Here is a 23808-nt window from a genome sequence, read left to right on the forward strand (position 1 = left end):
CGCGGAGCGCCATTTACAACAGCGGCGCCACCGTCGGTTCGTTACGCGGCCAGGCGTCCAGCACGGCCTTGAACAGGGTCGCCAGCGGGATCGCGAAGAAGATCCCCCAGAATCCCCACAGCCCGCCAAACAGCAGCACCGCGCAGATGATGGCGACCGGGTGCAGGCTCACCGTCTGGGAGAACAGCAGCGGCACCAGCACGTTGCCGTCCAGCGTCTGGATAATGCCGTAGACCGCCATCAGGTAGATGAACTGGTCACTCCACCCCCACTGAAACAGCGCGATAAACGCCACCGGTACCGTCACCACCACCGCGCCCACGTAAGGCACGACGACGGAAATCCCCACCAGCATCGCCAGCAACGCGGAGTAATTGAGGCCCATCGTCACAAACGCGATGTAGGTCACCGCGCCACAGATGAAAATCTCGATGACCTTCCCACGGATGTAGTTTGCGATCTGCCGGTTCATTTCCTCAGCAACGCGAGTGATCAACGTACGCTCACGGGGCAGATAGCCTCTGAACCAGCGGCCAATCATCCGACGGTCTTTGAGGAAGAAGAACACCAGGATGGGCACCAGCACCAGGTAGATCATCATGTTGACCAGCAGCGGCAGGCTGGACAGCGAGAAGGTCAGCGCCCACTGACCGAACTTGCCGATCTCGCCACGGGCGGCCTCGATGGCCTGCAACACTTGCTCGTCAGACACCAGATGCGGATAGCGCTCAGGCAGCAGCAACAGCAGCGACTGCCATTTGGCGAGCATGCCTGGCAGTTCGTTGAACAAGGTGATCAATTGATGCCAAAGCAACGGCACGATCACCAGCAAAAACACCGCCAGCGCGCCCATGAACAAGGCGAACACCAGCCCGACTGCAGCCCCTTCAGGCATGCGCACACGCTCAAGCTGAACGACCATCCCCTGCATCAAAAACGCCAGCACCAGACCCGCAAGCACAGGTGCGAGCATGCCGCCCAATGTCAGGACAATCGTGAACGCCAACACCAACAGCACCGCCAGCACCACCGCCTCTTCATCCGAGAAATAGCGTTGCATCCAGTCGCGAAGCACTTTGAACATCAATGAACCTTTGGGCCAAGGGGTAGAAGGCGGTGGTGTGGAAACGTCAGGCTTTGCGCAGCCAGTACCGATAAATGCCATCGGCGGCTTCTTCGTGTAACAGGGCATGGCCGGCCAGCTTGGCGAAGGTGCGGAAGTCACGCTGGGAACCCGCATCGGTGGCTGTGACCTTGAGCACCGCTCCACTGGCCAGACGATTGAGCTCCATCTTGGCCTTTAGCAGCGGCAGCGGACAATTCAGGCCACTGGCATCCAGCTCGGCATCGCAAGTCGCAGGGCGCCCTACAGCGTCAGACATCGTTTCTCTCCAGGTAGACACATCCAATTGCACGGAAACGCTAAACAAAACGAGGAAGAACCTTCTTACACGCGTGCAAGAATACCCCACTCTGGTCAGCAAGCCATTGAGCCAGCTACAGTAACGACTTTCTGCCTCAGAGTTTCGTGCATGAATTTTTTGCGCCCCACACTGCTGACGCTCGCCTGCCTGATGGCAAGCCCGACTTTCGCGGACGACCTGCCATCGCTGGGCGATGCCAGCTCCTCCATCGTTTCGCCCCAGCAGGAGCACGACCTGGGTCGGGCCTGGCTCGGGTTGCTGCGGGCGCAGGTGTCTCAGCTCTCCGATCCGCAACTCAAAGACTTCGTCGAGACGTCGGTTTACCGCTTGGCCGAAACCAGCCAGGTGCAGGACCGACGCCTTGAATTCATTCTGATCAACACGCCCGAAATCAACGCCTTCGCGGCGCCTGGCGGGATCATCGGGGTCAACGGCGGTCTTTTCCTGCACGCCGAAACCGAAGGCGAATACGCCGCAGTGCTCGCGCACGAACTGGCTCACTTGTCGCAACGCCACTTTGCCCGTGGCGTTCAGGCGCAACAACGCATGCAGGTGCCTGTGATGGCGGCCATGCTCGCCGGCATTGTCATGGCCGCTGCGGGTGCGGGTGACGCCGGTATCGCCGCCATTGCCGGCACACAGGCCGCTGCGATTCAGGAACAGGCCCGCTTCTCCCGCCAGAACGAAGCGGAAGCCGACCGAATCGGTATCCTCAATCTGGAGAAAGCGGGTTACGACCCACGCAACATGCCTAACATGTTTGAGCAGTTGGCCCGTCAGTATCGCTACGACGCCAAGCCACCTGAGTTTCTCATGAGCCACCCGGTCACGGAGTCCCGTATTGCCGACACCCGCAACCGCGCCGAGCAGGCCAAACCGGGAGGCAAGGAAGACAGCCTTGGGTATCAGCTGATGCGCTCGCGGGTCGTGCTGATCTACGAGGAAACACCGGGCATGGCCGCCAAGCGCTTTCGCGCGCAGTTGGCAGAGAACCCGAAAAACGATGCAGCCCGCTATGGTCTGGCCTTGGCGCAAACCAAAGCCGGTCAGCTGAACGAGTCCCGGGAAACGCTCAAACCGCTGCTGGACAAGGCGCCGGACAACATCACGTACAACCTGGCGGCGGTCAATCTGGACATTGCCAACAACCGTTTGCCCGACGCTCAGCAGCGGGTTGACCGGATGCTGAACCTGTACCCGGACAACTACCCGCTCAATCAGGCCAAGGTCGACGTCCTGTTGAAGCAGTCCAAGGCACCTGAAGCACTGAAATCGCTGGAAACGCTGCTTAAAAGCCGCCCGGATGACCCGGACATCTGGAATCAGGTGGCCGACACCCGCGGCCTCTCAGGCAACACCATCGGCCTGCATCAGGCGCGCGCGGAATATTTCGCCTTGATGGGGGATTTCAAGCAGGCCGTTCAACAGCTCGAGTTCGCCAAGCGACGCGCGAACAACAACTTCCAGCTGGCTTCGCGGATCGATGCGCGGCAGCAGGAAATCATCGCTCAGGAGCGGGCGGTGAAAGAGATGATGAATTGATCAAAAGCCTGATGCAGGAGCGCGCTTGCCCGCAATTGCAGAGTGCCTGAGCCGTTGTGGCGGCCGACACTCTGCTATCGCGGGCAGGCGTGCTCCTGCAGTTGTTGACTAGGCGTTACCTGAAAGCTTCAAGCGAGCGGCCTGCGTGAAGTCCAGCATCCGCTGCAGCGGTCGAACGGCCTGCGGGATGATCGCCGGATCGACGAAAATCTCATTCGTCCCTTCACGCAAGCACTGCAGCGTGCGCGCCAGCGTGTTCATCGCCATCCACGGGCAGTGCGCGCAGCTGCGGCATGCCGCACCGTTACCCGCCGTGGGTGCTTCGATAAAAACCTTGTCGGGGCACAGCTGCTGCATCTTGTAGAAAATGCCGCGGTCGGTGGCCACGATAAACGTCGTATTTGGCAGCGTCTGTGCCGCCTTGATCAACTGGCTGGTGGAGCCCACCGCGTCAGCCAGATCGATCACCGACTCCGGCGACTCCGGATGCACCAGGATCGCGGCGTCCGGGTACAGCGCCTTCATGTCTTCGAGCTGACGCGACTTGAATTCTTCGTGCACGATGCAGGCACCGTCCCACAACAGCATGTCAGCGCCGGTTTCCCGCTGGATGTAGCGGCCGAGGTGCTTGTCCGGCGCCCAGATGATTTTTTCACCGTTGTCCATCAGGCTCTCGACGATTTCCAACGCACAGCTGGAGGTCACCACCCAGTCCGCGCGAGCCTTCACGGCAGCCGAGGTGTTCGCGTAGACGACCACGGTGCGTGCAGGATGCTGGTCGCAAAACGCGGTGAACTCGTCGACACCGCAACCCAGATCCAGCGAGCAGGTCGCCTCCAGGGTCGGCATGAGAATGCGTTTTTCAGGCGTCAGTATCTTTGCGGTTTCACCCATGAAACGCACCCCGGCCACCAGCACGGTCTTCGCCGGATGGTTCTTGCCGAAACGTGCCATCTCAAGTGAATCCGCTACACAACCGCCCGTTTCTTCCGCCAGGGCCTGGATAACCGGGTCGCAGTAATAGTGGGCGACGAGCACGGCGTCTTGAGCCTTCAGCTCGGCAGCGATCAGGCGGCGGTACTCGGCTTCTTCTTCCGGTGTCAGTGGCTTGGGCTGCTTGGCGTCTAGGTGCGCCTGCACCAGAAGGCGTTCGGAAATCTGTGTCATGTTCGCAGGACCTGAATGCGCGTAAGCGCGAACGTCGAGTTTACACCTGAACAACAGGCAACAAATCAAGGCGGGAAACCCTCACGGTCATGAAGTTTCCGGCCTTGCACACGCCTCGTTGGGCGTGCGGCGAATAGTATTAGCGACGCGCTTTCCTCCCGCATTGCAGTCGTTTGAGGACAGCAGCGGGAGGTCGCGCAAAGCGGCGGCGAATGTATCACGTAACCTGTTGAGCGATCACTTACCGACCGCCCTCCTCACCCCAGCCGCATCGACAGCTCGACGTCATCGGCGAACGGGATGGACATGTAGCCCTGCTCCGCAGAACGGACACGCGCCAGATACTCAGGCGCGTAGTCGGCGTTGTCAGCAACGATCAGCGCCCCAGGCTTCAGGCGGCTTTCCAGCAAGTTCAGGATCTCGGGATAGAGGGCCTTGGCGCCGTCGAGCAGGACCAGGTCGATGCTGTCGGGAAGGTCCTTGCCCAATGTCAGCAGGGCATCGCCCTCGCGGATTTCCACAAGGTCCAGCAAGCCGCCAGCGATCAGATTGCTGCGGGCCTGCGCCACTTTTGACGATTCGAATTCACTGGTAATCAGCAGACCGCCGCCGTTGTCTCGCAGCGCTGCGGCCAAGTGCAACGTGGAAACCCCAAACGATGTGCCGAACTCGACGATGGTGCGTGCCTTGCAACTGCACGCCAGCATGTAAAGCAGCGCGCCTGTGTCGCGCGACACGGCCAGCGGAAAATCTTTCAAACGGCCGTAGAAATCCAGGTAGTCGGTCTTGCTGCGCATCAGTCGATCCAGCTCGTCGCGTGAGAGCTCGGACACGCCCGGCATGGACATCGGGGATCGTTCGGATGCTTGGGCGAACAGGCGGTTCAGCAACGGGGCGACGGGGGCGGTAGTCAGTGTGTTCATGGGTGTCTCCGGGTTAGAAGATGCGTCAATCTCAACGCCGGACTAGAATGCGACGAATCACTCACATTTAATATTCGCATTGCCGAGCCGCCATGACCGATTCCCGCAACCCCTCGATTTCTTTGCGTAAAAAGCCAAAACAGGCGCGCTCGGAAGCGTCCGTTTCCATCATTCTCGAAGCGGCTATTCAGGTTTTGGCAAAGGAAGGCGCTGCCCGTTTCACCACCGCCAGAGTCGCGGAAAAAGCAGGCGTGAGCATTGGCTCGCTGTATCAGTACTTTCCGAACAAGGCCGCCATCCTGTTCCGACTGCAAAGTGATGAATGGAAACAAACGACTGAACTGCTGACCCGCATCCTCGGTGACACCGCCACGCCGCCCTTTAAGCGGCTACGGGACCTGGTCCACACCTTCATCTGTTCCGAGTGCGAGGAAGCCGACATGCGAATCGCACTCGACGATGCAGCGCCTCTGTATCGGCATGCGCCCGAGGCACAGGAAGCCAAGGCGACCGGCGAGCGCGCCATACAACGTTTTATGGAGGAGGTCCTGCCCGAGGCACAGCAGACGACGAGAATCCAGGCAGCCGAGCTGATAAAGACAACGCTGAGCACCGTGGGTAAGGAGTTTTCCGAGCACCCTCGGACCGCCGCCGAGATCGAGAACTACTCGAACGCCATGGCCGACATGTTTTGCGCTTACCTTGAACGGCTCAGCATTGCCTGAGTGAATTCACTGAATCCAGGGCAAAAAAAAACCCGAGAATTCACACTTTCGTGGACCTCTCGGGTTTTGAAGATGGTGGGTCGTGTGGGATTCGAACCTACGACCAATTGGTTAAAAGCCAACTGCTCTACCAACTGAGCTAACGACCCGCTTCGTGGTGGCGCGTATATTACCGCTTTCTCTCAGTAATTCAACACCTTATTGCAAATAAAATTAAAAATAACGCGTTGGGTCCGTTACGCCCGCTGCCGAGAAGCCTTCTGCACGCAGTCGGCAGCTGTCACATTTCCCGCACGCACGGCCTTGATCGTCAGCCTGATAGCAGGAAACCGTCAGCCCGTAATCGACGCCCAGACGCGTGCCTGCCTTGACGATGTCAGCCTTGCTGAGCATCTGCAGCGGCGCCTGGATCGTGAAGCCCTGCCCCTCCACACCGGCCTTGGTCGCCAGGTTCGCCATGCGCTCGAACGACTCGACGAACTCGGGGCGGCAGTCCGGGTAACCGGAGTAATCGACGGCGTTCACACCGATAAAGATGTCACGCGCGCCCAGCACCTCAGCCCAACCCAGCGCCAGTGACAGAAAGACGGTATTGCGCGCAGGCACGTAAGTGACGGGGATGCCCTCACCCGGTGTTTCCGGCACGGCGATACTGCTGTCGGTCAACGCCGAACCACCGATGCCATTCAGGTTGAGGCCAATCACCTTGTGCTCGACCACACCCAGATCTTTCGCCACGCGCTCGGCAGCCTGAAGCTCGGCACGATGGCGCTGGCCGTAATCGAAACTCATGGTGTAGCAGGCGAAACCGTCCGCTTTTGCCATGGCAACCACGGTCGCGGAATCCAGACCACCCGACAGCAGGATTACCGCTCGTTTCTCAGTCATCGTTTGTTCACTCATGTCAGCGCCCCGGCTCGTCGTCCCAGAGAATTTTATGCAGCTGCAACTGCAGCCGCACCGGCAGATTGTCAGCAACGATCCAGTCAGCCAGATCCCTGACATTCAGATCGCGGTGCACGGGAGAAAACAGCACCTCGCCCGCGCGGCGATCAAGCCCGTACTGGATGATCTTCGAGACCGCCCAGTCGTAGTCTTCCCGCGAACAGATCACGAATTTGACCTGGTCGTTAGCGGTCAGCAGGTCGATATTTTCATAGCGGTTGCGAGTGACTTCTTTAGAGCCCGGCGTCTTCAGGTCCACCACACGACTGACGCGCGGATCGACCTTCGAGATGTCCAGCGCCCCGCTGGTTTCCAGCGAGACCTCATACCCGGCATCACACAGGCGCTTGAGCAGCGGGATCGCGTTTGGCTGAGCCAAAGGTTCTCCGCCCGTCACGCAGACATAGCGGGGACGATAGCTGGCAACCTGCTCCATGAGCGAGTCGAGGGTCTGAAGGGTGCCGCCCGTGAAGGCGTATTCGCTGTCGCAGTAACCACAGCGCAGAGGGCAGCCGGTGAGACGCACAAATACGGTAGGCAGGCCTGCCGTGCGCGTTTCACCCTGCAAAGAGTAGAAAACTTCGGTGATGCGTAATGTGTCTTGCATAGGGGCCACGGGCGTAACGGCTAAACAGGCCATCCGCCTCCGTCAGGCACTTCCGTACACCCTGCACTCGCAGAATCCACAGAAGCGTAATCAATACCGGAATTTCGGGTGCGAGATTCTAACGAAAAAAGCCGCGCAACGCGCGGCTTTCTTGAATCGGTGGTCAAACTAGCGGGTCATCACAGACGCTGAAGGTCGCGCTGAGCCAGCTGTGCCGCCGACGTACCAGGGTACTGGGCGACGACTTGCTGCAGAATGCCTTTGACCTTGTCGGTGTGACCGAGACGACGCTCGACATCCGCCAGCTTATAGAGAGAGTCAGGCACCTTGGCATGCTTGGGGTACAACTGGCTCACTTTGGCAAACGCCTGGCCAGCACCTTGAAGGTCGCCTTTGGCCAGATTCACTTCGCCCAACCAGTACTGGGCATTGCCGGCGTACTGGCTGTTCGGGTACTTGCGCAAGAACGCTGAGAACGCCTGGCTGGCCTTGTCGAAATCCTTGGCCTTGATCAAGTCGAAAGCAGCGTCGTAATAGAGCTTCTCTTTCGCCGGATCACCGGGTTCGCTGCTGGTTTGCGGTGCCTGACCGGCGGCAGGTGCTACGGGTGTTCCGCCGGCATTGACGCCGCCGTCGGAAGCAGAATTGTTGGCAGCGGGTGCAGCGGGTGCGCCGCCTGCTCCGATGCGAGAATCGAGGTCCTTGTAACGATCCAGCGCTTCTTGCTTCATTTGCTGGATATCGTTCTGCTGGACTTCGACAATTCCGCGCAAGCGCGAAATTTCGTCCTGCATTTGTTGCAACTGCATGAACAGCTGACCTTGCGCCGAAGGTTGGGTCGTAACCCCACCTCCGGCGTAGGCGCCCGCCGTACCATAACCCGATGGCGGATAACTGCTGCCAGCGGAGCCAGAGTTGTCATCGACCACAGGAACCGCACCCATCGCTGCAAGAGGAAGGGTGAGAGCCAAAACGGTTAAAGCACGGCGGCACGTTCGCATGTCAAATTACTTACGCAGTTCGACGCGACGGTTTTGAGCCCAGGATTGCTCGTCGTTGCCGGTAGCAACTGGACGCTCTTCACCGTAGGAAACCAGTTCCAGCTGAGCTGGCGAAACGCCTTGCAGAACCAGGTAGCGTTGAACGGCTTTCGCACGACGCTCGCCCAGTGCCAGGTTGTATTCGCGAGTACCGCGTTCGTCAGTGTTACCTTCCAGCACAACGCGAGCGCCGTTAGCTTTCAGGTCCTTGGCGTGAACGTCCAGAGCGCGCATGGCCTCTGGTTTCAGGTCAGAACTGTCGTATTCGAAGTAGAAAGTGGTGATTGCGCGCAGAGCAGCTTCTTCGCTCAGGGAGCCATCAACGGCACCAGTGTTTGCGCCATAACCAGCGTTTGGATCTACAGCAGCGCCTTGACCGGCATTGTCGCCGCCTTTGGACGAGCAACCTACAGCTACAGCCATGGCCAGAGCCAGCGCAGCAAATTTACCAAACTTCAGCATTTCCATCGTGAAACTCCTAATGAACCCCAGTGTGTTAAGTAAAACGTAAAGCGCCGCGTCAGTTCAGGTAAGGGGACCAGGAAGGTTCTCTGACTTCGCCTTGAGCGGTAGGAAGCGGGAGCCTTACGCGTCCATTAATGGACACGAGCATCAAGACTCCCCGGCCCTGCTGGCGGGTGGCGTAGATTACCATGGTGCCGTTGGGCGCAACAGTAGGCGACTCATCAAGGTTGCTATCTGTAAGGATTTTTACGCTACCGCGCTGCAAATCCTGAGCCGCTACCTTGAAGTTTGTGAAGCCATCTTGACGATGGATCATGACCAGAGTCTTTTCATCAGCCGACAACTTAGGGTTGGCGTTGTAGTTACCAATGAAAGTGACTCGTTCAGCGCCGCCACCATTAATGCTCGTTTTATAGATCTGTGGTTTACCACCACGATCCGAAGTGAAATAAATGGTCGAGCCATCTTTACCGAAAAAAGGTTCCGTATCGATGGACGAATCATTAGTGACTCGCGAGAGCTGACGCGAAGCCAGGTTCATCACATAAATTTCCGGGTTGCCGTCTTTGGACAGAACCATCGCCAGCTTGCTGCCGTCCGGGGACCACGCAGGTGCGCCGTTCAGGCCTTCGAAGTTGGTGATCTGCTCGCGACGACCGGTGTCGATGTGCTGAACGAAGATGCGCGGACGCTTCTGCTCGAACGACACGTAGGCGATACGCTTGCCATCCGGCGCGAAGCGCGGCGAAAGGATCGGCTCGCGGGACTGCAACAGGGTCACTGCGCGCGCACCGTCGTAGTCCGAACGCTGCAAGGTGTAACGCGTGTTGTTGGCCGCGAAACGCTCAGCGGTGACATAAAGGATACGCGTGGAAAACGCACCCTTGATGCCGGTGAGTTTCTCGAACGACTGGTCGGCAATATAGTGCGCCATGTCGCGCAGCTGGTCGGTGGTACCCGACACGTTACCGGTCAGCACTTGCTGCTCGGTCGCCACGTTGAACAGTGCGTACTGAACCTGCAGACGACCACCCGCCGGCGAGATGCTGCCGACCATGACGTACTGGGCACCCAGCGCTTTCCAGTCGCGGAAGATGACTTCGCTGGCCTGGCTAGGCTGGCTGATCATGTTTTCCTTTGGAATAGGCGAGTAATAGCCCGAGTTCAGCATGTCATTGCTGATGATCGAAGCCATGTCTTCTGGCAATACGCTGCCACCCTGCAGGCCAAACGGCACGATGGCGATCGGCGTGGCGCGGTCACTGCCGCTGGTGACCAGAATGTTCTTTTCGTCGGCAGCGGCGAAACCCGCTGCACAACAAAGAACGACAAGCAATCCTCGAAGAAGGTTAATCACAAGGCTAGGTCCTCAGGTGTGAATGTCATCTTGAATGAACGGTAAGGTGCGAAATCCGAAGGTTTCATACCCTGCATCTCTGTCAAACGACCAATATTCTTGACCGCTGCTACTGCCGAACTGTCGAAAGGACCATCGCCACTGGACTTGGCCACGGTCACCGAAGAAACCGTACCGTCCGGCAACATGCCGATCTGCAACACGACTGTCATGCCTTTGCGCGCGGACGGTGGGCGTGCCCAACCTTCTGCAGCCCGCGAGCGAATCAAGTCATCGAAGCTGCCAGCCACTTCGTCACCCTTTTCATCGGCCAGCGCCTGTTGGCGTTCCGGCTTGTCGGAAAGCAAGTCGGCCAATGCCTGCGCCTTCTTCTCTTCCGCCGATTTACGGGCAGCATCCTGGGCTTTCTTCTTCGCGTCGTCAGCAGCCTTTTTCTTGGCATCCTCAGACGCTTTTTTCTTCGCGTCCTCAGCGGCCTTTTTCTTCGCGTCTTCAGCAGCCTGCTTCTTAGCGTCCTCGGCAGCCTGTTTCTTGGCTTCTTCGGCGGCCGCGCGTTTGGCGTCTTCCTCGGCTTTCTTCTTCGCGTCGTCTTCGGCTTTCTTCTTGGCTATATCAGCCAATTGTTTCTCTTCTGCGGCTTTCTTCGCGTCGTCCGCTTTTTTGGCCTCGGCTTTCTTCGCATCGTCGGCCTTCTTGGCCTCTTCTGCTTTCTTCGCTTCCTCGGCCTTTTGCTCTTCGGCTTTTTGAGCGGCATCGGCTTTCTTTTGTTCCGCCGCCTTTATCGCCTCTTGTTCAACTTTTTTCTGCTCCATCTGCTCGACTTCTGTCTGTCGCGCAGCGGATTTCTTTGCCTCGCCAGCAAGCTTCTGGTTGGTCTGGGTCGTCGCCTGACTTTTCGACTTCAACTGATAGAGCGTGGCCTGAACGATCGGCTTCGACTCAGGCAGCTCCGGCGTCATCGCAAAGCTGACGAACAACAGACCAAAAATCAGGACGTGCAGTGCCACAGCCCAGACTGAGGGCCAGAAGTAGCTTTCCGAGGCTGACGGCTCTCGAATCGGCTGCATCAGGGCGCCTCGGTAATCAGACCAACGTTCCCGACTCCGGCCTTCTGCAACCCGCCCATCGTGCCCATTACAGCACCGTAATCGACGGTTTTGTCGCCACGAATGAAGACCTGGGTCTGCTTGCCGGCTTCACGCCCTGCGGCGATGATCTTGGTCACGGCGCTGGTCAGCTGTGGCAAGGTCATGGCCTTGTCCATCTGTTTGTCGGTATCGACTTCGCTGCCAAGGTTCCAGTAGTAGGTCTTGTCAGCCTTGATCGAAATGGTCAGGACCTGATTGTTGTTGTCCTGCGGCAAGGCCTCGCTGGAGACCTTGGGCAGATCGACTTTCACGCCCTGGTTAATCATTGGAGCCGTCACCATGAAGATGACGAGCAGCACCAGCATCACGTCGATGTAAGGCACCACGTTCATTTCGGCGACCGGCTTGCGTTTGCTGCGTCGGCCGCGAGCGATTAAAGCCATTGGGAAATACCTGCTTAGTCTTCGCTGGTGTGCACTTTACGGTGCAGGATGGCCTGGAATTCGTCGGCGAATGTGTAGTAACGGCCGATCAGGTTCTCGCCACGGGCGGCGAAACGGTTGTAGGCGATTACTGCAGGGATTGCGGCGAACAGACCGATGGCGGTCGCGATCAGTGCTTCGGCGATACCCGGTGCGACGGTGGCCAGTGTGGCCTGTTGCGCAGTGGCCAGACCACGGAAGGAGTTCATGATCCCCCAGACGGTGCCGAACAGGCCGACATACGGGCTGGTGGAACCGACGGTGGCCAGGAACGGGAGGCTTTGCTCCAGCTTCTCTTCTTCACGGGAGATGGCGACGCGCATGGCACGTGCAACGCCTTCCATCACGGCGTCCGGATCAACGCCCGGCTGCTGACGCAGACGCGAGAACTCTTTGAAGCCTGCGCGGAAAATCTGCTCCACGCCCGAATCAGGATCTGGGTTGCTGCCCGCCTGACGGTACAGCTTGGACAGGTCGATGCCCGACCAGAAGCGCTCTTCGAAGCTGTCCAGCGCACGGCGCCCGGCACGCAGCATGGCGCTGCGCTGAAAAATCATGATCCACGAAGTGACCGATGCGGCCACCAGGATCAGCATTACCAACTGTACGACCACGCTGGCATTGCTGACCAAACTCCACATGGAGGAATGGTCGACGACGTTAGCTTCCACGCTGTATCTCCTGCTCTGAATGTGTACCCGCGCCGCTCTGGCCGGCAAAGGCCGCGCGCAGAGTTTCGGGAATGGCCCGGGGTTTCAAACTATCGGCGCGCACACACGCCACCAAAAACTGCCCCTCGCAGAGCAGTACATCATCCGCAGCCCGCCTGACCTGTTGCAGAAAGCGCAGGCTGGCACGGTTCAATTCGGTTACTTCGGCGCTGACCAGCAGCTCATCGTCCAGGCGCGCCGGCGAGTGATACCGCGCCTCGCTCGAATGCACGACAAACAACAGGTTCTCGTCACCGGCCATTGCGGATTGAGCGAAGCCCAACTCCCGCAGCCGCTCGGTCCGAGCCCGCTCCATGAATTTCAGGTAATTGACGTAGTAGACGATGCCGCCGGCATCGGTGTCCTCGTAATAAACGCGACAGCGATGTGCGAACGACTGAGCCCCGTTTTGCGCGCGCATACTCTAGTGCTTACTCCTCAGGTTGCCAATCCGGCCAGGCAACTGTTTTTCATCGAATTTCACTGTCAGGCGGCCATCACATTGCCGTGACTGCCCGTCTGACCATCAAACGCCCGAATAAATCGGTCGCTGCTGCTTTTATTCATCAGCATCGCCGACCGGTTCATCCGGAATCGACCGCTCGCCCATCCGGGACGGGATGTTTAAACCGAAGTGCAGATACGCGTGCCGCGTGACCATGCGCCCCCGAGGTGTGCGCATCATATAGCCTTGCTGGATCAAATAGGGTTCCAGTACGTCCTCGATCGTATGGCGCTCCTCGCTGATCGCCGCTGCGAGGTTGTCTACGCCGACCGGACCGCCATCGAACTTCTCGATCATGGTCAACAGCAAGCGCCGGTCCTGATGATCGAAACCACGCTCATCGACATCCAGCAGGTTCAACGCCAGGTCGGCGATGGCCTTGGTGATATGCCCCTGGGCTCGCACCTCGGCGAAATCCCGGACCCGCCGCAACAGGCGGTTGGCAATACGAGGCGTCCCTCGGGCGCGGCGAGCGATCTCGAAGGCGCCTTCGTCTTCGATATGCAGGCCAAGAATGCCGGCTGACCGCGACACGATCGTGGCAAGGTCGGCTGTGCTATAGAACTCAAGACGCTGGACAATACCAAAGCGGTCACGCAGCGGGTTGGTGAGCATACCGGCACGGGTGGTTGCGCCCACCAGCGTAAACGGAGGCAGATCGAGCTTGATGGAGCGCGCTGCCGGGCCTTCACCGATCATGATGTCGAGCTGGAAGTCCTCCATGGCCGGGTACAGGACCTCTTCGACGATGGGCGACAGACGGTGGATTTCGTCGATGAACAGCACATCGTGGGGCTCCAGGTTGGTCAGGATCGCCGCCAGATCCCCCGGCCTTTCGAGCACAGGTCCCGAGGTGCTCTTGATCGAAACCGACATTTCCTGGGCAATGATGTTGGCCAGCGTTGTTTTACCCAGCCCTGGCGGGCCGAAGATCAGCGTGTGATCGAGCGCTTCGTTGCGACCGCGAGCCGCCTGAATGAAAAGCTCCATCTGTTCGCGAACCGTCGGCTGACCGATGTAATCGGCGAGACTCAATGGCCGGATGGCACGATCCAGTTGTTCGTCTCGGTCGCGGCCAGTGGCGGCGATCAGCCGGTCTGCTTCGATCACTTACATCATCCCCTTGAGTGCGCGGCGAATCAGGTCTTCACTGCTTAGATTCTTGTCTTTGATGGCGGTTATCGCCTTGCTCGCTTCTTGCGGCTTGTAGCCAAGCGAAACCAGGGCACTGATGGCATCCGACTCGGCAGTTGCAACCTGAACAGGCGCGCCCGGCCCTTCGGACACCAGCGCAAACGTACCCGGTAACGCATCCCACGCCTTGAAGCGGTCTTTCAGTTCGACCAGCAGGCGCTCGGCCGTCTTCTTGCCGACGCCGGGCACCCGCGTCAGGGCGGAGGTGTCTTGCGCCTGAACACAGCGGACCAACTCATCGACCTCCAGCGTGGACATCAATGCCAGCGCAAGCTTGGGCCCGACGCCGTTGAGACGGATCAGCTCACGAAACATTTCGCGATCGCGCTTCTCGTAAAAGCCGAACAGCAAGTGCGCGTCTTCACGAACCACCAGATGGGTGTGCAACGTCACCGTCTCGCCCAGATGGGGCAAGCGATACAGCGTAGTCATGGGGACTTCGATCTCATAGCCCACACCATTCACATCCAGCACCAGGTGCGGCGGTTGCTTCTCGACCAACGCACCACGTAAACGTCCAATCACGTATCAGATCCTTTCCAGTAGCCCGTCGCTGCGATGGACCGGGCTGAACCCTGGTCGCCATGGTTGCAGGACTCACACGAGCTGCAAGTGAAAATTTATAAGCGGATGATGCTATCAGAGACGCAGGCGACCACCACGACTGCGTGCGGTATTCAGACCATGAGGGATCAGGCTGGAGCGCGTATGAGCATGGCACAACGCAATTGCCAATGCGTCCGAGGCGTCAATCTGCGGTTTTTGCGTCAGTTTGAGCAAATGCATGACCATCATCATGACTTGATCCTTGGTCGCCCCGCCCGTGCCGGCAACCGCCTGTTTGACCTGCGTGGCGGTGTACTCGGCAATCTCCAGCCCCTCCTCGGCCCCGGCGACAATGGCAGCGCCCCGCGCCTGACCGAGTTTAAGTGCCGAGTCGGCGTTGCGAGCCATGAACACCTTCTCAATGCCCATGGTCACCGGTCCGTACGTCTGAATCACCTCACGCACTCCGCGATAAACGATCTGCAACCGCTCATGCAACAAACCACTGCCGGTGCGGATACAACCTGAAGCCACGTATTCGCAGCCGCGCCCAGTGTCACGCACCACGCCGTAGCCGGTGATTCGCGAACCGGGGTCGATACCTAGAATAAGAGTCATAACGCCTGCAGCTTGAGAAGTGATGCGCACAATTGCACGCAGCATAAAGGCAGAAGCCGGAGGCCGATAGCGATGATCGAATCAGCGCTTCGTGCCTCCGGCCTCATGTCCAGACAAGGGTTGTGATCAGCCAAGCTGCTCCATCACCTCATCCGGAATTTCTGCGTTGGAATAAACGTTTTGCACGTCATCCAGGTCCTCGAGCATGTCGATCAGCTTGAGCACCTTTTCCGCCATTTCAAGATCCAGCACCGCACTGGTCGTCGGCTGCATCACGATTTCCGCGTCAGCGGCCTTGAAACCCGCCGCTTCCAGCGCGTTTCGCACAGCGTAGAAACCGGCGAACGAGGTGAATACGTCAATCGAACCGTCTTCATGGGTCACAACGTCGTCGGCATCGGCTTCCATTGCCGCTTCCATCAACGCATCCTCATCGACGCCCGGCGCAAATGAAATCTGGCCTTTACGTTCGAACAGATACGACACCGAGCCGTCAGTGCCCAGGTTGCCGCCGCACTTGCTGAAGGCGTGACGAACAGCGGCCGCCGTACGGTTGCGGTTATCGGTCATGGTTTCAACCATGACCGCCACACCGCCCGGGCCATAGCCTTCATAACCCAGCTCAACCATATCGTCGGCATCGGCGGCGCCTGCGCCCCGGGCGATAGCCCGGTCGATGATGTCGCGGCTCATGTTGGCGCCCAGCGCCTTGTCTTGAGCCAGACGCAAGCGCGGGTTAGAAGCCGGATCACCGCCACCCTGACGGGCCGCAACCGTCAGTTCACGAATCCACTTGGTGAAAATCTTGCCTTTCTTGGCATCCTGACGCTCTTTGCGGTGCTTGATGTTCGCCCACTTGGAATGACCAGCCATAACACGCTCCAAACCTTGAAACACACACGTCCTCGATCCGATCACTCGAACGAGGACGCTTTACTCGAATCTTGCCCTCTCGGGCCGGGAACCGGAGCGAATCGTCGAAACGACTCGCCCCGCTCCGTCGTTACTCAGCCTTCGGCGTTTCGCGCAGGCGGATGTGCAATTCACGCAGCTGCTTGGCGTCGACCAGGCCAGGCGCCTGAGTCATGACGTCGGCGGCACTCTGGGTTTTCGGGAAGGCGATGACTTCACGAATCGACTGAGCGCCGGTCATCAGCATGACCAGACGGTCCAGACCGAACGCCAGACCACCGTGCGGTGGTGCACCGTATTTCAGCGCGTCGAGCAGGAAGCCGAACTTCTCTTGCTGTTCGTCTTCGGCAATGCCCAGCAGACGGAAGACCGCTTGCTGCATTTCCTTGCGATGAATACGGATCGAACCGCCACCCAGCTCGGTACCGTTCAATACCATGTCGTAGGCACGGGACAGTGCGGTCGCAGGGTTGGCTGCCAGTTCTTCCGGCGAGCATTTGGGCGCAGTGAACGGGTGGTGCAGCGCCGTGAAGCTGCCGTCGTCGTTCTCTTCGAACATCGGGAAGTCAACGACCCACATCGGCGCCCACTCACAGGTGAGCAGGTTGAGGTCGTGACCCAGCTTGATACGCAAGGCACCCAGCGCCTCGCTGACGACTTTGAACTTGTCGGCACCGAAGAACACGATGTCGCCGTCAACCGCGCCGACGCGATCCAGGATCACGTTCAGGTTGGCTTCCGGGATGTTCTTGACGATTGGCGACTGCAAGCCTTCGACGCCCTTGGCGCGCTCGTTGACCTTGATGTAGGCCAGACCCTTCGCACCGTAGATGCCGACGAACTTGGTGTAATCGTCGATCTTGCTACGCGGCATGTTCGCACCGCCCGGGACACGCAGGGCAGTCACACGGCATTTCGGATCATTGGCCGGGCCGCTGAAAACCTTGAATTCGACGTCCTTGAGCTGATCGGCAACGTCCACCAGCTCCAGCGGGTTACGCAGGTCAGGCTTGTCGGAGCCGTAGCGGCGCATGGCTTCTTCGAAGGTCATGTGCGGGAAATCGCCGAATTCCAGATCCAGCACTTCCTTGAACAGCTTGCGAATCATGCTCTCGGTGAGACCCATGATGTCGGCTTCATTGAGGAAGCTGGTCTCGATGTCGATCTGAGTGAACTCAGGCTGACGGTCGGCACGCAGGTCTTCGTCGCGGAAGCATTTGGCGATCTGGTAGTAACGGTCGAAGCCCGCGACCATCAGCAGTTGCTTGAACAGCTGAGGCGATTGCGGCAAGGCAAAGAAGCTGCCGGCGTGGGTACGGCTCGGGACCAGGTAATCGCGAGCACCCTCAGGAGTGGCGCGAGTCAGGATCGGGGTCTCGACGTCGAGGAACCCGTTACCGTCCAGGAAGCCACGGATGCTGGACGTGATGCGCGAGCGCAGACGCAGCTTCTCGGCCATCTCGGGACGACGCAGGTCAATGAAGCGATAACGCAGGCGGGTTTCTTCGCCGACGTCCGAGTATTCATTGAGCGGGAACGGTGGCGTCTCTGATTCGTTCAGGACTTCCAGCTCGTAACCCAGCACTTCGATGGCACCGGAGGCCATGTTCGGGTTGACCGCACCGGCGGGACGCGCACGGACCTTGCCGGTCAACTTGACCACGTACTCGCTGCGAACACGGTCGGCGATTGCAAAGGTGTCAGCACGATCCGGATCGAAGACCACTTGAGCCAAACCTTCACGATCGCGTATGTCGAGGAAAATCACACCCCCGTGGTCGCGACGGCGGTGGACCCATCCGCAAAGGGTAATTTCCTGACCTTCCAGGCTTTCGTTCAGTTGGCCGCAATAATGGCTGCGCATCATGATCGTGTGTTCACTTCTCGTAATTCGAATTCGGTGGAGCTCTCGCCCGTCGCCAGTGCGCAATGGTGCAGGAGCCTTGGCATGCAGTTCAACCCGACGGTCAGTCCCTGCCTTCCATAGTAAGGCGGGGGATTATATAGGGTTAATCAAGGCTGTGCAGCCGCGTCGGGCGATACGCGTAAAGAAGTCACCCGGCACGAACGTGTCTCGCTGCCGGGTAACCGTTACCGAAGGCGGGTCCGCCGAGGGCGCACCCGCAAAAAGAGATGTTGCCGGACTGATCCGGATTCAGACAGGCGACAGCTGGAAGCCTTGGGCTTTCAACAGATGCGCGACACACACTACGCGAATCAGACCACTGAAGTTCTTTACCCCGCCGTAGCGCAGGTGAACTTCCCGATCGATGTAAGACAATACGGCATTGATGGAGCAACTGTTACAGCGTGCAATCTCGGACAGAATGCCCCAGTAAACCTCCTCCAGCCTCAGGCATGTGGCCAGCCCGTTAAGCCTGACCGAACGCGCTTGAGGTTGCGCGAGGTTCATGTTGAAGCTTTCGATGAATGGATCGTGCTGAATCTTAAAACATCGATGAGCTTCCTTGATTTCCCGTGCAGCATCTTGACTCATTTAACCCCCTTTGACGCAGTGACGAATACGGCCATAGAAATGTTTGAAATCAAATCAACAACACGTCTATCAAGCCCTATTCACGGGGGGTTAACCAGTAGAACCCACACTCAGATGGCGTAGGACATCACCACAGTAAAAGGGGGAATTTCGAGAATCATGACCCGAAAAATCCAAAATAAAAAAATGGCGTTATATATGTATATTTTTGCCAGTAAACGCACACGGCGCAGCCAAAAAAAGTATCAGCTCAACACGAGCCCAGGACTGCAGTATCCGCGCTTTGAGCATTGCGCTTGCGCCTGTAAATCCGCCTGCGCGTCTCGAACTCAAGCGGTGCAGTGAGCGGCAATGCATGCCGCTCACCCAAGGCATTACTTGCCTTCGAGCATCGCACGGAGCATCCATGCAGTCTTTTCGTGGACCTGCATGCGCTGCGTCAGCAAGTCGGCTGTAGGCTCATCGCTGACCTTGTCCAGCAGTGGGAAAATACCGCGGGCAGTTCGCGTGACAGCTTCCTGGCCCTGCACCAGAGAACGGATCATGTCCTCAGCCGAGGGAACACCCTCCTCCTCTTTAATTGAGGAAAGGCGTGCATACGTCGAGTAGGTGCCTGGAGCCGGGAAGCCCAGTGCACGGATCCGCTCGGCGATAGAGTCCACCGCCAGCGCCAGTTCGTTGTATTGCTCCTCGAACATCAGGTGCAAGGTACGAAACATCGGCCCGGTGACGTTCCAGTGAAAATTATGGGTTTTCAGATACAGCACATAGGTATCTGCCAGCAGACGGGAAAGACCCTCCACGATGGACTTGCGATCTTCTTCGCTGATACCGATATCGATTGCCATGCGTTGCCCTCTTTATATGATGGTTTTTTTCAAATTAGCTATCAGCACTCTATCAAGACATGGACGCCCGCGCAGCCATCTGAGGGTATGACACCTGCACGCGAACACGAGCCGGAGCAGTGGCTTGCCCAACTAAACGTCAGGCAAAGGACGCCTTGGTAAACATCACACGCCTTGAAAATACGTGTTTGTCGCCATAACGGCTCTGGAACGTGGCTTTAGCGACACCCCGTAAAAAGTGGACAAATTGCCAGCATCCCCTGTGATCAGTCGCCCTAAGCGCTTGATTTGAGTAGCTCTCGCCTTTGCTGTTAAATACAGATGTGTCGCTACTGACGTGCCAACAGGCTGTAGCGCATAGGCTGGACCCGCGCTCGTGTATCACGCCTCCCTTTTTTCAGAAGCGTACCGAACGCTGCCAGCTATTTCCTCGTGATCCATCTTAAATGTGAGTTATCAAAATGTTGAAAATAGTCCACCTGCTAACGGGCGCAGCTGCCCTGCTGCTCTCATTCATACCCAGCCTGCGTAGTGAAGCGCTGTCTTCCTACCTGTCTCAACCGGATGCGCTGTACCTGGCATTCTTTGGCCTTATCAATCTGGTGCTTGCGCCAGTGATCCCTTACTGGAACAAAGGTCCGCGTCACCAACTGCAGAATCTGGTCAGTGTGTTGCTGGTACTGGCCGTCGTTCTTCAAATTCTTACGCTGCTCGTCCCGCTTGAAACCATCGCTGGCCAGCCGGCTGTTCTGGTGAGCCTGCTGGCGGTCGTGGTCGCTGTGGCAATCCACCTCGCCGTCAGCTTCTACAAGTCGTCTCCTTCTCCCGCCGCGCAACCCCATGAGCTCGGCAACCGTGATACCGGCACCGTGAAGTGGTTCAACACCTCCAAGGGCTTCGGTTTCATCTCGCGCGACTCAGGCGACGATATCTTTGTGCACTTCCGCGCCATTCGCGGCGAAGGCCATCGTGTGCTTGTCGAAGGTCAGCGTGTCGAGTTCTCCGTCATGAACCGTGACAAAGGCCTGCAGGCCGAGGACGTGATCGCCGCACTGCCACGTCGCTAAACGTTGCCTCAAAAAAAACCGCGCTCGAGGGCGCGGTTTTTTTATGCCAGCCGACACTTAATAATGAGGTGGCGGCGCGTCTTCTTCGAATGCTTCGAACTGCCCACCCATCTCCTCCTGACGCTTGATCAACGCCGCCATCTGCAACTGCATGCGCTCCAGGCTTCGCTGCTGCGCAACCAGGACATCGTTGAGTGCCTGAATGGTGTCGTCCTGAAAAGCCAGCCGGCTCTCCAGCTCCATTACCCGCTCGTCAAGGTTCATGGCTGCGCTTCCGTAAACGTGAAATCTTCTGTCAGCACCGTCTTCAGACGCGCGAGGAGGTCCGCCACTTGCTCCGACGAATACGGCACTGCCGGATGTTTGCCCCAGACGGGCGCTGGCCAGGCGATGTCGTGTCTGTAACGGACAATGACATGCATATGCAGCTGGCTCACCACGTTACCCAAAGCCCCGACATTCATCTTGTCCGCTTGAAACAACTGGCTAAGCGCCTTGGACAGAGCCGTTGTCTCCTTCCACAGTTGCGTTTGCTCAGCGTCGGGCAACTGGAATATTTCGCTTATTTCCGCCCGGCGTGGCACCAGAATGAACCACGGGTATTGCGAGTCATTCGACAATAAAAGACGAGACAGCGGGAAATCGCCGACTGGTAAAGTGTCCTGTAACAAACGCGGATCCAAAACGAACACGCAATAACTCCTGATCGCCGGGTTAGGTTTTCGACATATTGAACCGTCGAAACTCATTGTCTTTAATACCGAGCAGGATACTCGGGAATACACGATGAATCACCCCGCCACTCCTTTTTTGCGAACATTCTGCCCATACGCTGTTGGCCTGGAGTCACTCCAGATAAAAAGCTCCAGGCGCACCAGCGCAGCTCAGGCAAATCGTGCCCGCACTGTCATGACGCAGACGATCGAACCACTCCGGACAACATCTCTGCGTTGCGAACCTGGCTACAGACCTTGGGAATCAAGGTATTCAGCATGCTTGGGTCATCCACTCACTGACTCTCAGGTCAACCGCGCCTGCGGAAGCGGCACAGTCGTACCAAATTCAGGCGACATGGCACCTCTGCGCACCAAAACGACTCACTCCCAGGACATAAACCGCAACCCCTATCCGCGATTTACCCACTTCGTCGCGGTAACAGGTAACGCCAGTGACATTTTTCCGGGTTAACCTCATTCCCACAGGCATCGCAAAGCATTTTTCTGAAATTTTTTTATCCATAAAAAACAATGGATTAGAAGGACAACTGAAGGTATTTAGGCGCCGAACCACATTTTTTTCACGCAGGTGGGAACTTTGTGCACGGTTGTTGCTTTGTCACACACAGGATCGAACAGCGCGGGTCTTTGACCTCAGCATCGGTCAAAGACAAAAACGGCGAGCAAGCTCCTGGGGGCGTTTGGATTGACAGGGTTCAGATCACTGCGGATAAGAACCCTGACTGTCGAAAAGTACTGTGGTAGTTGTACGTCTACGGAAAAGGAGCTGTTCAGTAGCGACATGGACAGAGCTGATTTGCGACATGGCCGTAAAGAAATTGAAAGGATAGGTTCGTAACTATCGCCAATAATGTCAGCGTGCTATAAGTTTCGCCGACACCAAAAAGAAAGAGCCGCCCAGATAAAAAAACAGGTGGACGGCAGTACTCTTCTTAAAACCAAAGGAGCAAAGTCACGATGAGAGTGATGAAGTGGAGCGCAATCGCCCTGGCAGTTACTGCGGCCAGTACCCAATTGGCATCGGCTGCGGCATTCGTAAGCGATCAGTCCGAAGCAACTGGTTTTGTTGAAGGTAGCACGCTGGACGTCAAGGCCCGCAACTACTACTTCAACCGTGACAAGAAAGACACCTTCAACCCTTTCCGTCACAACGTCGATGACAAAGACTGGACGCAAGGTTTCTGGGCTAACTACAGCTCCGGTTACACCCAAGGTCTGATCGGCGTGGGCGTTGATGCGTTCGGCTATGCCGGCTTCAAACTGGACGGCTCCGACAAGTACTCCGGTTCGGGCAACCTGGTTACTGACAGCAACGGCAAAAACGAAGACAGCTTCGGCAAAGCCGGTGGCGCTGTTAAGTTCCGCATCTCGAAAACCGAACTGAAAATCGGCGACATGCAGCCGCAGAACCCTGTCTTCGCAGTCGGCGGCTCCCGCCTGTTGCCACAAACGGCGACTGGCGTGACCTTGCAGAGCAGCGAGATCAAAGGTCTGGACGTTGAAGCGGGTCGCTTCACGTCGGGCACCAGCCAAGACGACATGACCCACAACGGTGACATCTGGGCAACGTACGCGGGCGTGACCTCCAAGTCGTCCACCTACGGTGGCGGTAAGTACTCGGTCACCGACAACCTGGGTGTTGGTTTCTACTACAACAAACTGGAAGACGTGTGGAACCAGTACTACGGCAACGTGAACTACGCACTGCCGTTGACCGATGACCAGTCCCTGGCCTTCGACTTCAACTACTACAACACCCAGGACACTGGCAGCAAGAAAGCAGGCGATATCAGCAACAACACCTACTCGCTTTCTGCAGCCTACTCGTTCCTGGCCGCCCATACCCTGACTCTGGCATTCCAGAAGGTTAACGGTGATACACCGTTCGACTACATCGGTATCGGCGACAACAACCGCGGTGGCGACTCGATCTTCCTGGCGAACTCGATTCAATACTCCGACTTTAACGCCCCGGGTGAGCGGTCGTGGCAAGGTCGTTACGACCTGAACATGGCTCCGTATGGTGTACCTGGTTTGAGTTTCATGACTCGTTATGTCAGCGGCACCAACATCGATGGTACTAACACTCCAGCGAACAGCGCCTACGCCGGTCTGTACGGTGCTGACGGTAGCCACCACGAAATCGACTTCGAGAGCAAATACGTCGTTCAAACTGGCCCGGCCAAAGATCTGTCGTTCCGCATCCGTCAAGCTTGGCACCGTGCCAACACCGACGAGGGCGAAGGCGATATCAACGAGTTCCGTCTGATCGTCGACTACCCGATTTCGGTCTTGTAATCGAACAGTCTGACACTCGTCATAGAAAAGCCCGGCCTTGTGCCGGGCTTTTTCATGCCTGCAACTCTGCCAATCCCTTGCGCTGCGAAGCCCGTCCGCCCTGTACTCGAC

26 protein-coding genes, 1 tRNA gene and 1 pseudogene are annotated in these 23808 nt (G+C 57.8%); 5 read left to right on the plus strand and 23 right to left on the minus strand.

Annotation, left to right across the window (positions count from 1 at the left end):
• Nucleotides 1–13: 13 nt before the first annotated feature.
• Nucleotides 14–1084, minus strand: coding sequence for an AI-2E family transporter (locus AB4N84_RS04050; RefSeq protein ID WP_074752657.1), 1071 nt, complete (start codon nucleotides 1082–1084; stop codon nucleotides 14–16).
• A 46-nt stretch (nucleotides 1085–1130) separates the two neighbouring features.
• Nucleotides 1131–1382 (minus strand): sulfurtransferase TusA family protein, encoded by a 252-nt coding sequence (locus AB4N84_RS04055; protein WP_346829492.1) that lies wholly within the window; start codon nucleotides 1380–1382, stop codon nucleotides 1131–1133.
• A gap of 150 nt (nucleotides 1383–1532) precedes the next feature.
• Here AB4N84_RS04055 and AB4N84_RS04060 point away from each other — a divergent pair, with 150 nt between their 5' ends.
• Nucleotides 1533–2966 carry a M48 family metalloprotease gene (locus AB4N84_RS04060; protein WP_074752659.1) on the plus strand — a complete coding sequence of 478 codons (1434 nt, stop codon included), beginning with the start codon at nucleotides 1533–1535 and terminating at the stop codon, nucleotides 2964–2966.
• Between the two features lie 108 nt (nucleotides 2967–3074).
• On the opposite strand, the gene nadA is transcribed toward AB4N84_RS04060, so the two are convergent.
• The gene (gene nadA / locus AB4N84_RS04065; RefSeq protein WP_460045341.1) at nucleotides 3075–4133 is read right to left on the minus strand and encodes a quinolinate synthase NadA; all 1059 of its coding nucleotides are present in this window, start codon (nucleotides 4131–4133) and stop codon (nucleotides 3075–3077) included.
• A gap of 257 nt (nucleotides 4134–4390) precedes the next feature.
• Nucleotides 4391–5056 carry an O-methyltransferase gene (locus AB4N84_RS04070; protein ID WP_460045343.1) on the minus strand — a complete coding sequence of 222 codons (666 nt, stop codon included), beginning with the start codon at nucleotides 5054–5056 and terminating at the stop codon, nucleotides 4391–4393.
• A 92-nt stretch (nucleotides 5057–5148) separates the two neighbouring features.
• Here AB4N84_RS04070 and AB4N84_RS04075 point away from each other — a divergent pair, with 92 nt between their 5' ends.
• Nucleotides 5149–5781: a TetR family transcriptional regulator gene (locus AB4N84_RS04075; protein WP_460045344.1), complete on the plus strand. Its 633-nt coding sequence runs from the start codon at nucleotides 5149–5151 to the stop codon at nucleotides 5779–5781.
• 73 nt (nucleotides 5782–5854) lie between these two features.
• On the opposite strand, the gene AB4N84_RS04080 is transcribed toward AB4N84_RS04075, so the two are convergent.
• The 17 genes from AB4N84_RS04080 to AB4N84_RS04160 form a co-directional block, all read right to left on the minus strand.
• Nucleotides 5855–5930 (minus strand) — tRNA-Lys (locus AB4N84_RS04080).
• Nucleotides 5931–5994: 64 nt separating this feature from the next.
• On the minus strand, nucleotides 5995–6669 hold the full coding sequence (gene queC / locus AB4N84_RS04085) for a 7-cyano-7-deazaguanine synthase QueC (RefSeq protein ID WP_167362056.1): 675 nt from the start codon (nucleotides 6667–6669) through the stop codon (nucleotides 5995–5997).
• Nucleotides 6670–6685: 16 nt separating this feature from the next.
• Complete coding sequence (gene queE / locus AB4N84_RS04090; RefSeq protein WP_346829486.1) at nucleotides 6686–7333, minus strand: 7-carboxy-7-deazaguanine synthase QueE; 648 nt, start codon at nucleotides 7331–7333, stop codon at nucleotides 6686–6688.
• A 179-nt stretch (nucleotides 7334–7512) separates the two neighbouring features.
• Nucleotides 7513–8334, minus strand: a complete 822-nt coding sequence (gene ybgF, locus AB4N84_RS04095) for a tol-pal system protein YbgF (RefSeq protein WP_460045345.1) — start codon at nucleotides 8332–8334, stop codon at nucleotides 7513–7515.
• 6 nt (nucleotides 8335–8340) lie between these two features.
• Entirely contained in the window at nucleotides 8341–8841 is a 501-nt protein-coding gene (gene pal, locus AB4N84_RS04100; protein ID WP_074752666.1) for a peptidoglycan-associated lipoprotein Pal, read from the minus strand.
• Between the two features lie 52 nt (nucleotides 8842–8893).
• On the minus strand, nucleotides 8894–10195 hold the full coding sequence (gene tolB, locus AB4N84_RS04105) for a Tol-Pal system beta propeller repeat protein TolB (RefSeq protein WP_074752667.1): 1302 nt from the start codon (nucleotides 10193–10195) through the stop codon (nucleotides 8894–8896).
• Nucleotides 10192–11262, minus strand: coding sequence for a cell envelope integrity protein TolA (gene tolA / locus AB4N84_RS04110; RefSeq protein WP_074752668.1), 1071 nt, complete (start codon nucleotides 11260–11262; stop codon nucleotides 10192–10194). Before tolA ends, tolB begins: the two co-directional genes overlap by 4 nt.
• The gene (gene tolR / locus AB4N84_RS04115) at nucleotides 11262–11726 is read right to left on the minus strand and encodes a protein TolR (RefSeq protein ID WP_062382730.1); all 465 of its coding nucleotides are present in this window, start codon (nucleotides 11724–11726) and stop codon (nucleotides 11262–11264) included. Before tolR ends, tolA begins: the two co-directional genes overlap by 1 nt.
• Before the next feature lie 14 nt (nucleotides 11727–11740).
• Nucleotides 11741–12436: a protein TolQ gene (gene tolQ, locus AB4N84_RS04120; protein WP_074752669.1), complete on the minus strand. Its 696-nt coding sequence runs from the start codon at nucleotides 12434–12436 to the stop codon at nucleotides 11741–11743.
• A complete protein-coding gene (ybgC, locus tag AB4N84_RS04125; RefSeq protein WP_074752670.1) occupies nucleotides 12426–12896 on the minus strand; it encodes a tol-pal system-associated acyl-CoA thioesterase in 471 nt (156 codons plus the stop codon). Before ybgC ends, tolQ begins: the two co-directional genes overlap by 11 nt.
• Nucleotides 12897–13034: 138 nt before the next feature.
• Nucleotides 13035–14090 (minus strand): Holliday junction branch migration DNA helicase RuvB, encoded by a 1056-nt coding sequence (ruvB, locus tag AB4N84_RS04130; RefSeq protein ID WP_460045347.1) that lies wholly within the window; start codon nucleotides 14088–14090, stop codon nucleotides 13035–13037.
• On the minus strand, nucleotides 14091–14699 hold the full coding sequence (gene ruvA, locus AB4N84_RS04135; protein ID WP_092409161.1) for a Holliday junction branch migration protein RuvA: 609 nt from the start codon (nucleotides 14697–14699) through the stop codon (nucleotides 14091–14093).
• A 114-nt stretch (nucleotides 14700–14813) separates the two neighbouring features.
• Complete coding sequence (gene ruvC / locus AB4N84_RS04140; RefSeq protein WP_074752867.1) at nucleotides 14814–15338, minus strand: crossover junction endodeoxyribonuclease RuvC; 525 nt, start codon at nucleotides 15336–15338, stop codon at nucleotides 14814–14816.
• Between the two features lie 126 nt (nucleotides 15339–15464).
• Entirely contained in the window at nucleotides 15465–16211 is a 747-nt protein-coding gene (locus tag AB4N84_RS04145) for a YebC/PmpR family DNA-binding transcriptional regulator (protein WP_346829481.1), read from the minus strand.
• Nucleotides 16212–16341: 130 nt separating this feature from the next.
• Nucleotides 16342–18117: an aspartate--tRNA ligase gene (gene aspS / locus AB4N84_RS04150; RefSeq protein ID WP_460045348.1), complete on the minus strand. Its 1776-nt coding sequence runs from the start codon at nucleotides 18115–18117 to the stop codon at nucleotides 16342–16344.
• A 288-nt stretch (nucleotides 18118–18405) separates the two neighbouring features.
• Complete coding sequence (locus tag AB4N84_RS04155; protein WP_074752675.1) at nucleotides 18406–18747, minus strand: ribbon-helix-helix domain-containing protein; 342 nt, start codon at nucleotides 18745–18747, stop codon at nucleotides 18406–18408.
• A 374-nt stretch (nucleotides 18748–19121) separates the two neighbouring features.
• The gene (locus AB4N84_RS04160) at nucleotides 19122–19595 is read right to left on the minus strand and encodes a Dps family protein (protein ID WP_074752676.1); all 474 of its coding nucleotides are present in this window, start codon (nucleotides 19593–19595) and stop codon (nucleotides 19122–19124) included.
• Nucleotides 19596–20056: 461 nt separating this feature from the next.
• Here AB4N84_RS04160 and AB4N84_RS04165 point away from each other — a divergent pair.
• Nucleotides 20057–20332 (plus strand): annotated as a pseudogene (locus AB4N84_RS04165) (cold shock domain-containing protein membrane protein); the annotation flags it as partial.
• A gap of 132 nt (nucleotides 20333–20464) precedes the next feature.
• On the plus strand, nucleotides 20465–20662 hold the full coding sequence (locus AB4N84_RS04170; RefSeq protein ID WP_238591726.1) for a cold shock domain-containing protein: 198 nt from the start codon (nucleotides 20465–20467) through the stop codon (nucleotides 20660–20662).
• Nucleotides 20663–20719: 57 nt separating this feature from the next.
• On the opposite strand, the gene AB4N84_RS04175 is transcribed toward AB4N84_RS04170, so the two are convergent.
• Together AB4N84_RS04175 and AB4N84_RS04180 are read right to left on the minus strand one after the other, a co-directional pair.
• The gene (locus tag AB4N84_RS04175; protein ID WP_074752678.1) at nucleotides 20720–20926 is read right to left on the minus strand and encodes a SlyX family protein; all 207 of its coding nucleotides are present in this window, start codon (nucleotides 20924–20926) and stop codon (nucleotides 20720–20722) included.
• Nucleotides 20923–21354, minus strand: a complete 432-nt coding sequence (locus tag AB4N84_RS04180; protein WP_460045349.1) for an HIT family protein — start codon at nucleotides 21352–21354, stop codon at nucleotides 20923–20925. Before AB4N84_RS04180 ends, AB4N84_RS04175 begins: the two co-directional genes overlap by 4 nt.
• Nucleotides 21355–22356: 1002 nt before the next feature.
• On the opposite strand from AB4N84_RS04180, the gene AB4N84_RS04185 reads away from it, so the two are divergent.
• Entirely contained in the window at nucleotides 22357–23697 is a 1341-nt protein-coding gene (locus AB4N84_RS04185) for an OprD family porin (protein WP_460045350.1), read from the plus strand.
• The last annotated feature ends 111 nt before the right edge of the window (nucleotides 23698–23808 follow it).

This window comes from Pseudomonas sp. S2_H01, assembly GCF_054668305.1.

Excerpts from the sequence above, each read along its gene's own strand:
- AB4N84_RS04050 (WP_074752657.1), bottom strand. The coding sequence starts at position 1,084 with ATGTTCAAAGTGCTTCGCGACTGGATGCAACGCTATTTCTCGGATGAA.
- AB4N84_RS04055 (WP_346829492.1), bottom strand. The coding sequence starts at position 1,382 with ATGTCTGACGCTGTAGGGCGCCCTGCGACTTGCGATGCCGAGCTGGAT.
- AB4N84_RS04060 (WP_074752659.1), top strand. The coding sequence starts at position 1,533 with ATGAATTTTTTGCGCCCCACACTGCTGACGCTCGCCTGCCTGATGGCA.
- nadA (WP_460045341.1), bottom strand. The coding sequence starts at position 4,133 with ATGACACAGATTTCCGAACGCCTTCTGGTGCAGGCGCACCTAGACGCC.
- AB4N84_RS04070 (WP_460045343.1), bottom strand. The coding sequence starts at position 5,056 with ATGAACACACTGACTACCGCCCCCGTCGCCCCGTTGCTGAACCGCCTG.
- AB4N84_RS04075 (WP_460045344.1), top strand. The coding sequence starts at position 5,149 with ATGACCGATTCCCGCAACCCCTCGATTTCTTTGCGTAAAAAGCCAAAA.
- queC (WP_167362056.1), bottom strand. The coding sequence starts at position 6,669 with ATGACTGAGAAACGAGCGGTAATCCTGCTGTCGGGTGGTCTGGATTCC.
- queE (WP_346829486.1), bottom strand. The coding sequence starts at position 7,333 with ATGCAAGACACATTACGCATCACCGAAGTTTTCTACTCTTTGCAGGGT.
- ybgF (WP_460045345.1), bottom strand. The coding sequence starts at position 8,334 with ATGCGAACGTGCCGCCGTGCTTTAACCGTTTTGGCTCTCACCCTTCCT.
- pal (WP_074752666.1), bottom strand. The coding sequence starts at position 8,841 with ATGGAAATGCTGAAGTTTGGTAAATTTGCTGCGCTGGCTCTGGCCATG.
- tolA (WP_074752668.1), bottom strand. The coding sequence starts at position 11,262 with ATGCAGCCGATTCGAGAGCCGTCAGCCTCGGAAAGCTACTTCTGGCCC.
- tolR (WP_062382730.1), bottom strand. The coding sequence starts at position 11,726 with ATGGCTTTAATCGCTCGCGGCCGACGCAGCAAACGCAAGCCGGTCGCC.
- ybgC (WP_074752670.1), bottom strand. The coding sequence starts at position 12,896 with ATGCGCGCGCAAAACGGGGCTCAGTCGTTCGCACATCGCTGTCGCGTT.
- ruvC (WP_074752867.1), bottom strand. The coding sequence starts at position 15,338 with ATGACTCTTATTCTAGGTATCGACCCCGGTTCGCGAATCACCGGCTAC.
- AB4N84_RS04145 (WP_346829481.1), bottom strand. The coding sequence starts at position 16,211 with ATGGCTGGTCATTCCAAGTGGGCGAACATCAAGCACCGCAAAGAGCGT.
- aspS (WP_460045348.1), bottom strand. The coding sequence starts at position 18,117 with ATGATGCGCAGCCATTATTGCGGCCAACTGAACGAAAGCCTGGAAGGT.
- AB4N84_RS04155 (WP_074752675.1), bottom strand. The coding sequence starts at position 18,747 with ATGAGTCAAGATGCTGCACGGGAAATCAAGGAAGCTCATCGATGTTTT.
- AB4N84_RS04160 (WP_074752676.1), bottom strand. The coding sequence starts at position 19,595 with ATGGCAATCGATATCGGTATCAGCGAAGAAGATCGCAAGTCCATCGTG.
- AB4N84_RS04175 (WP_074752678.1), bottom strand. The coding sequence starts at position 20,926 with ATGAACCTTGACGAGCGGGTAATGGAGCTGGAGAGCCGGCTGGCTTTT.
- AB4N84_RS04185 (WP_460045350.1), top strand. The coding sequence starts at position 22,357 with ATGAGAGTGATGAAGTGGAGCGCAATCGCCCTGGCAGTTACTGCGGCC.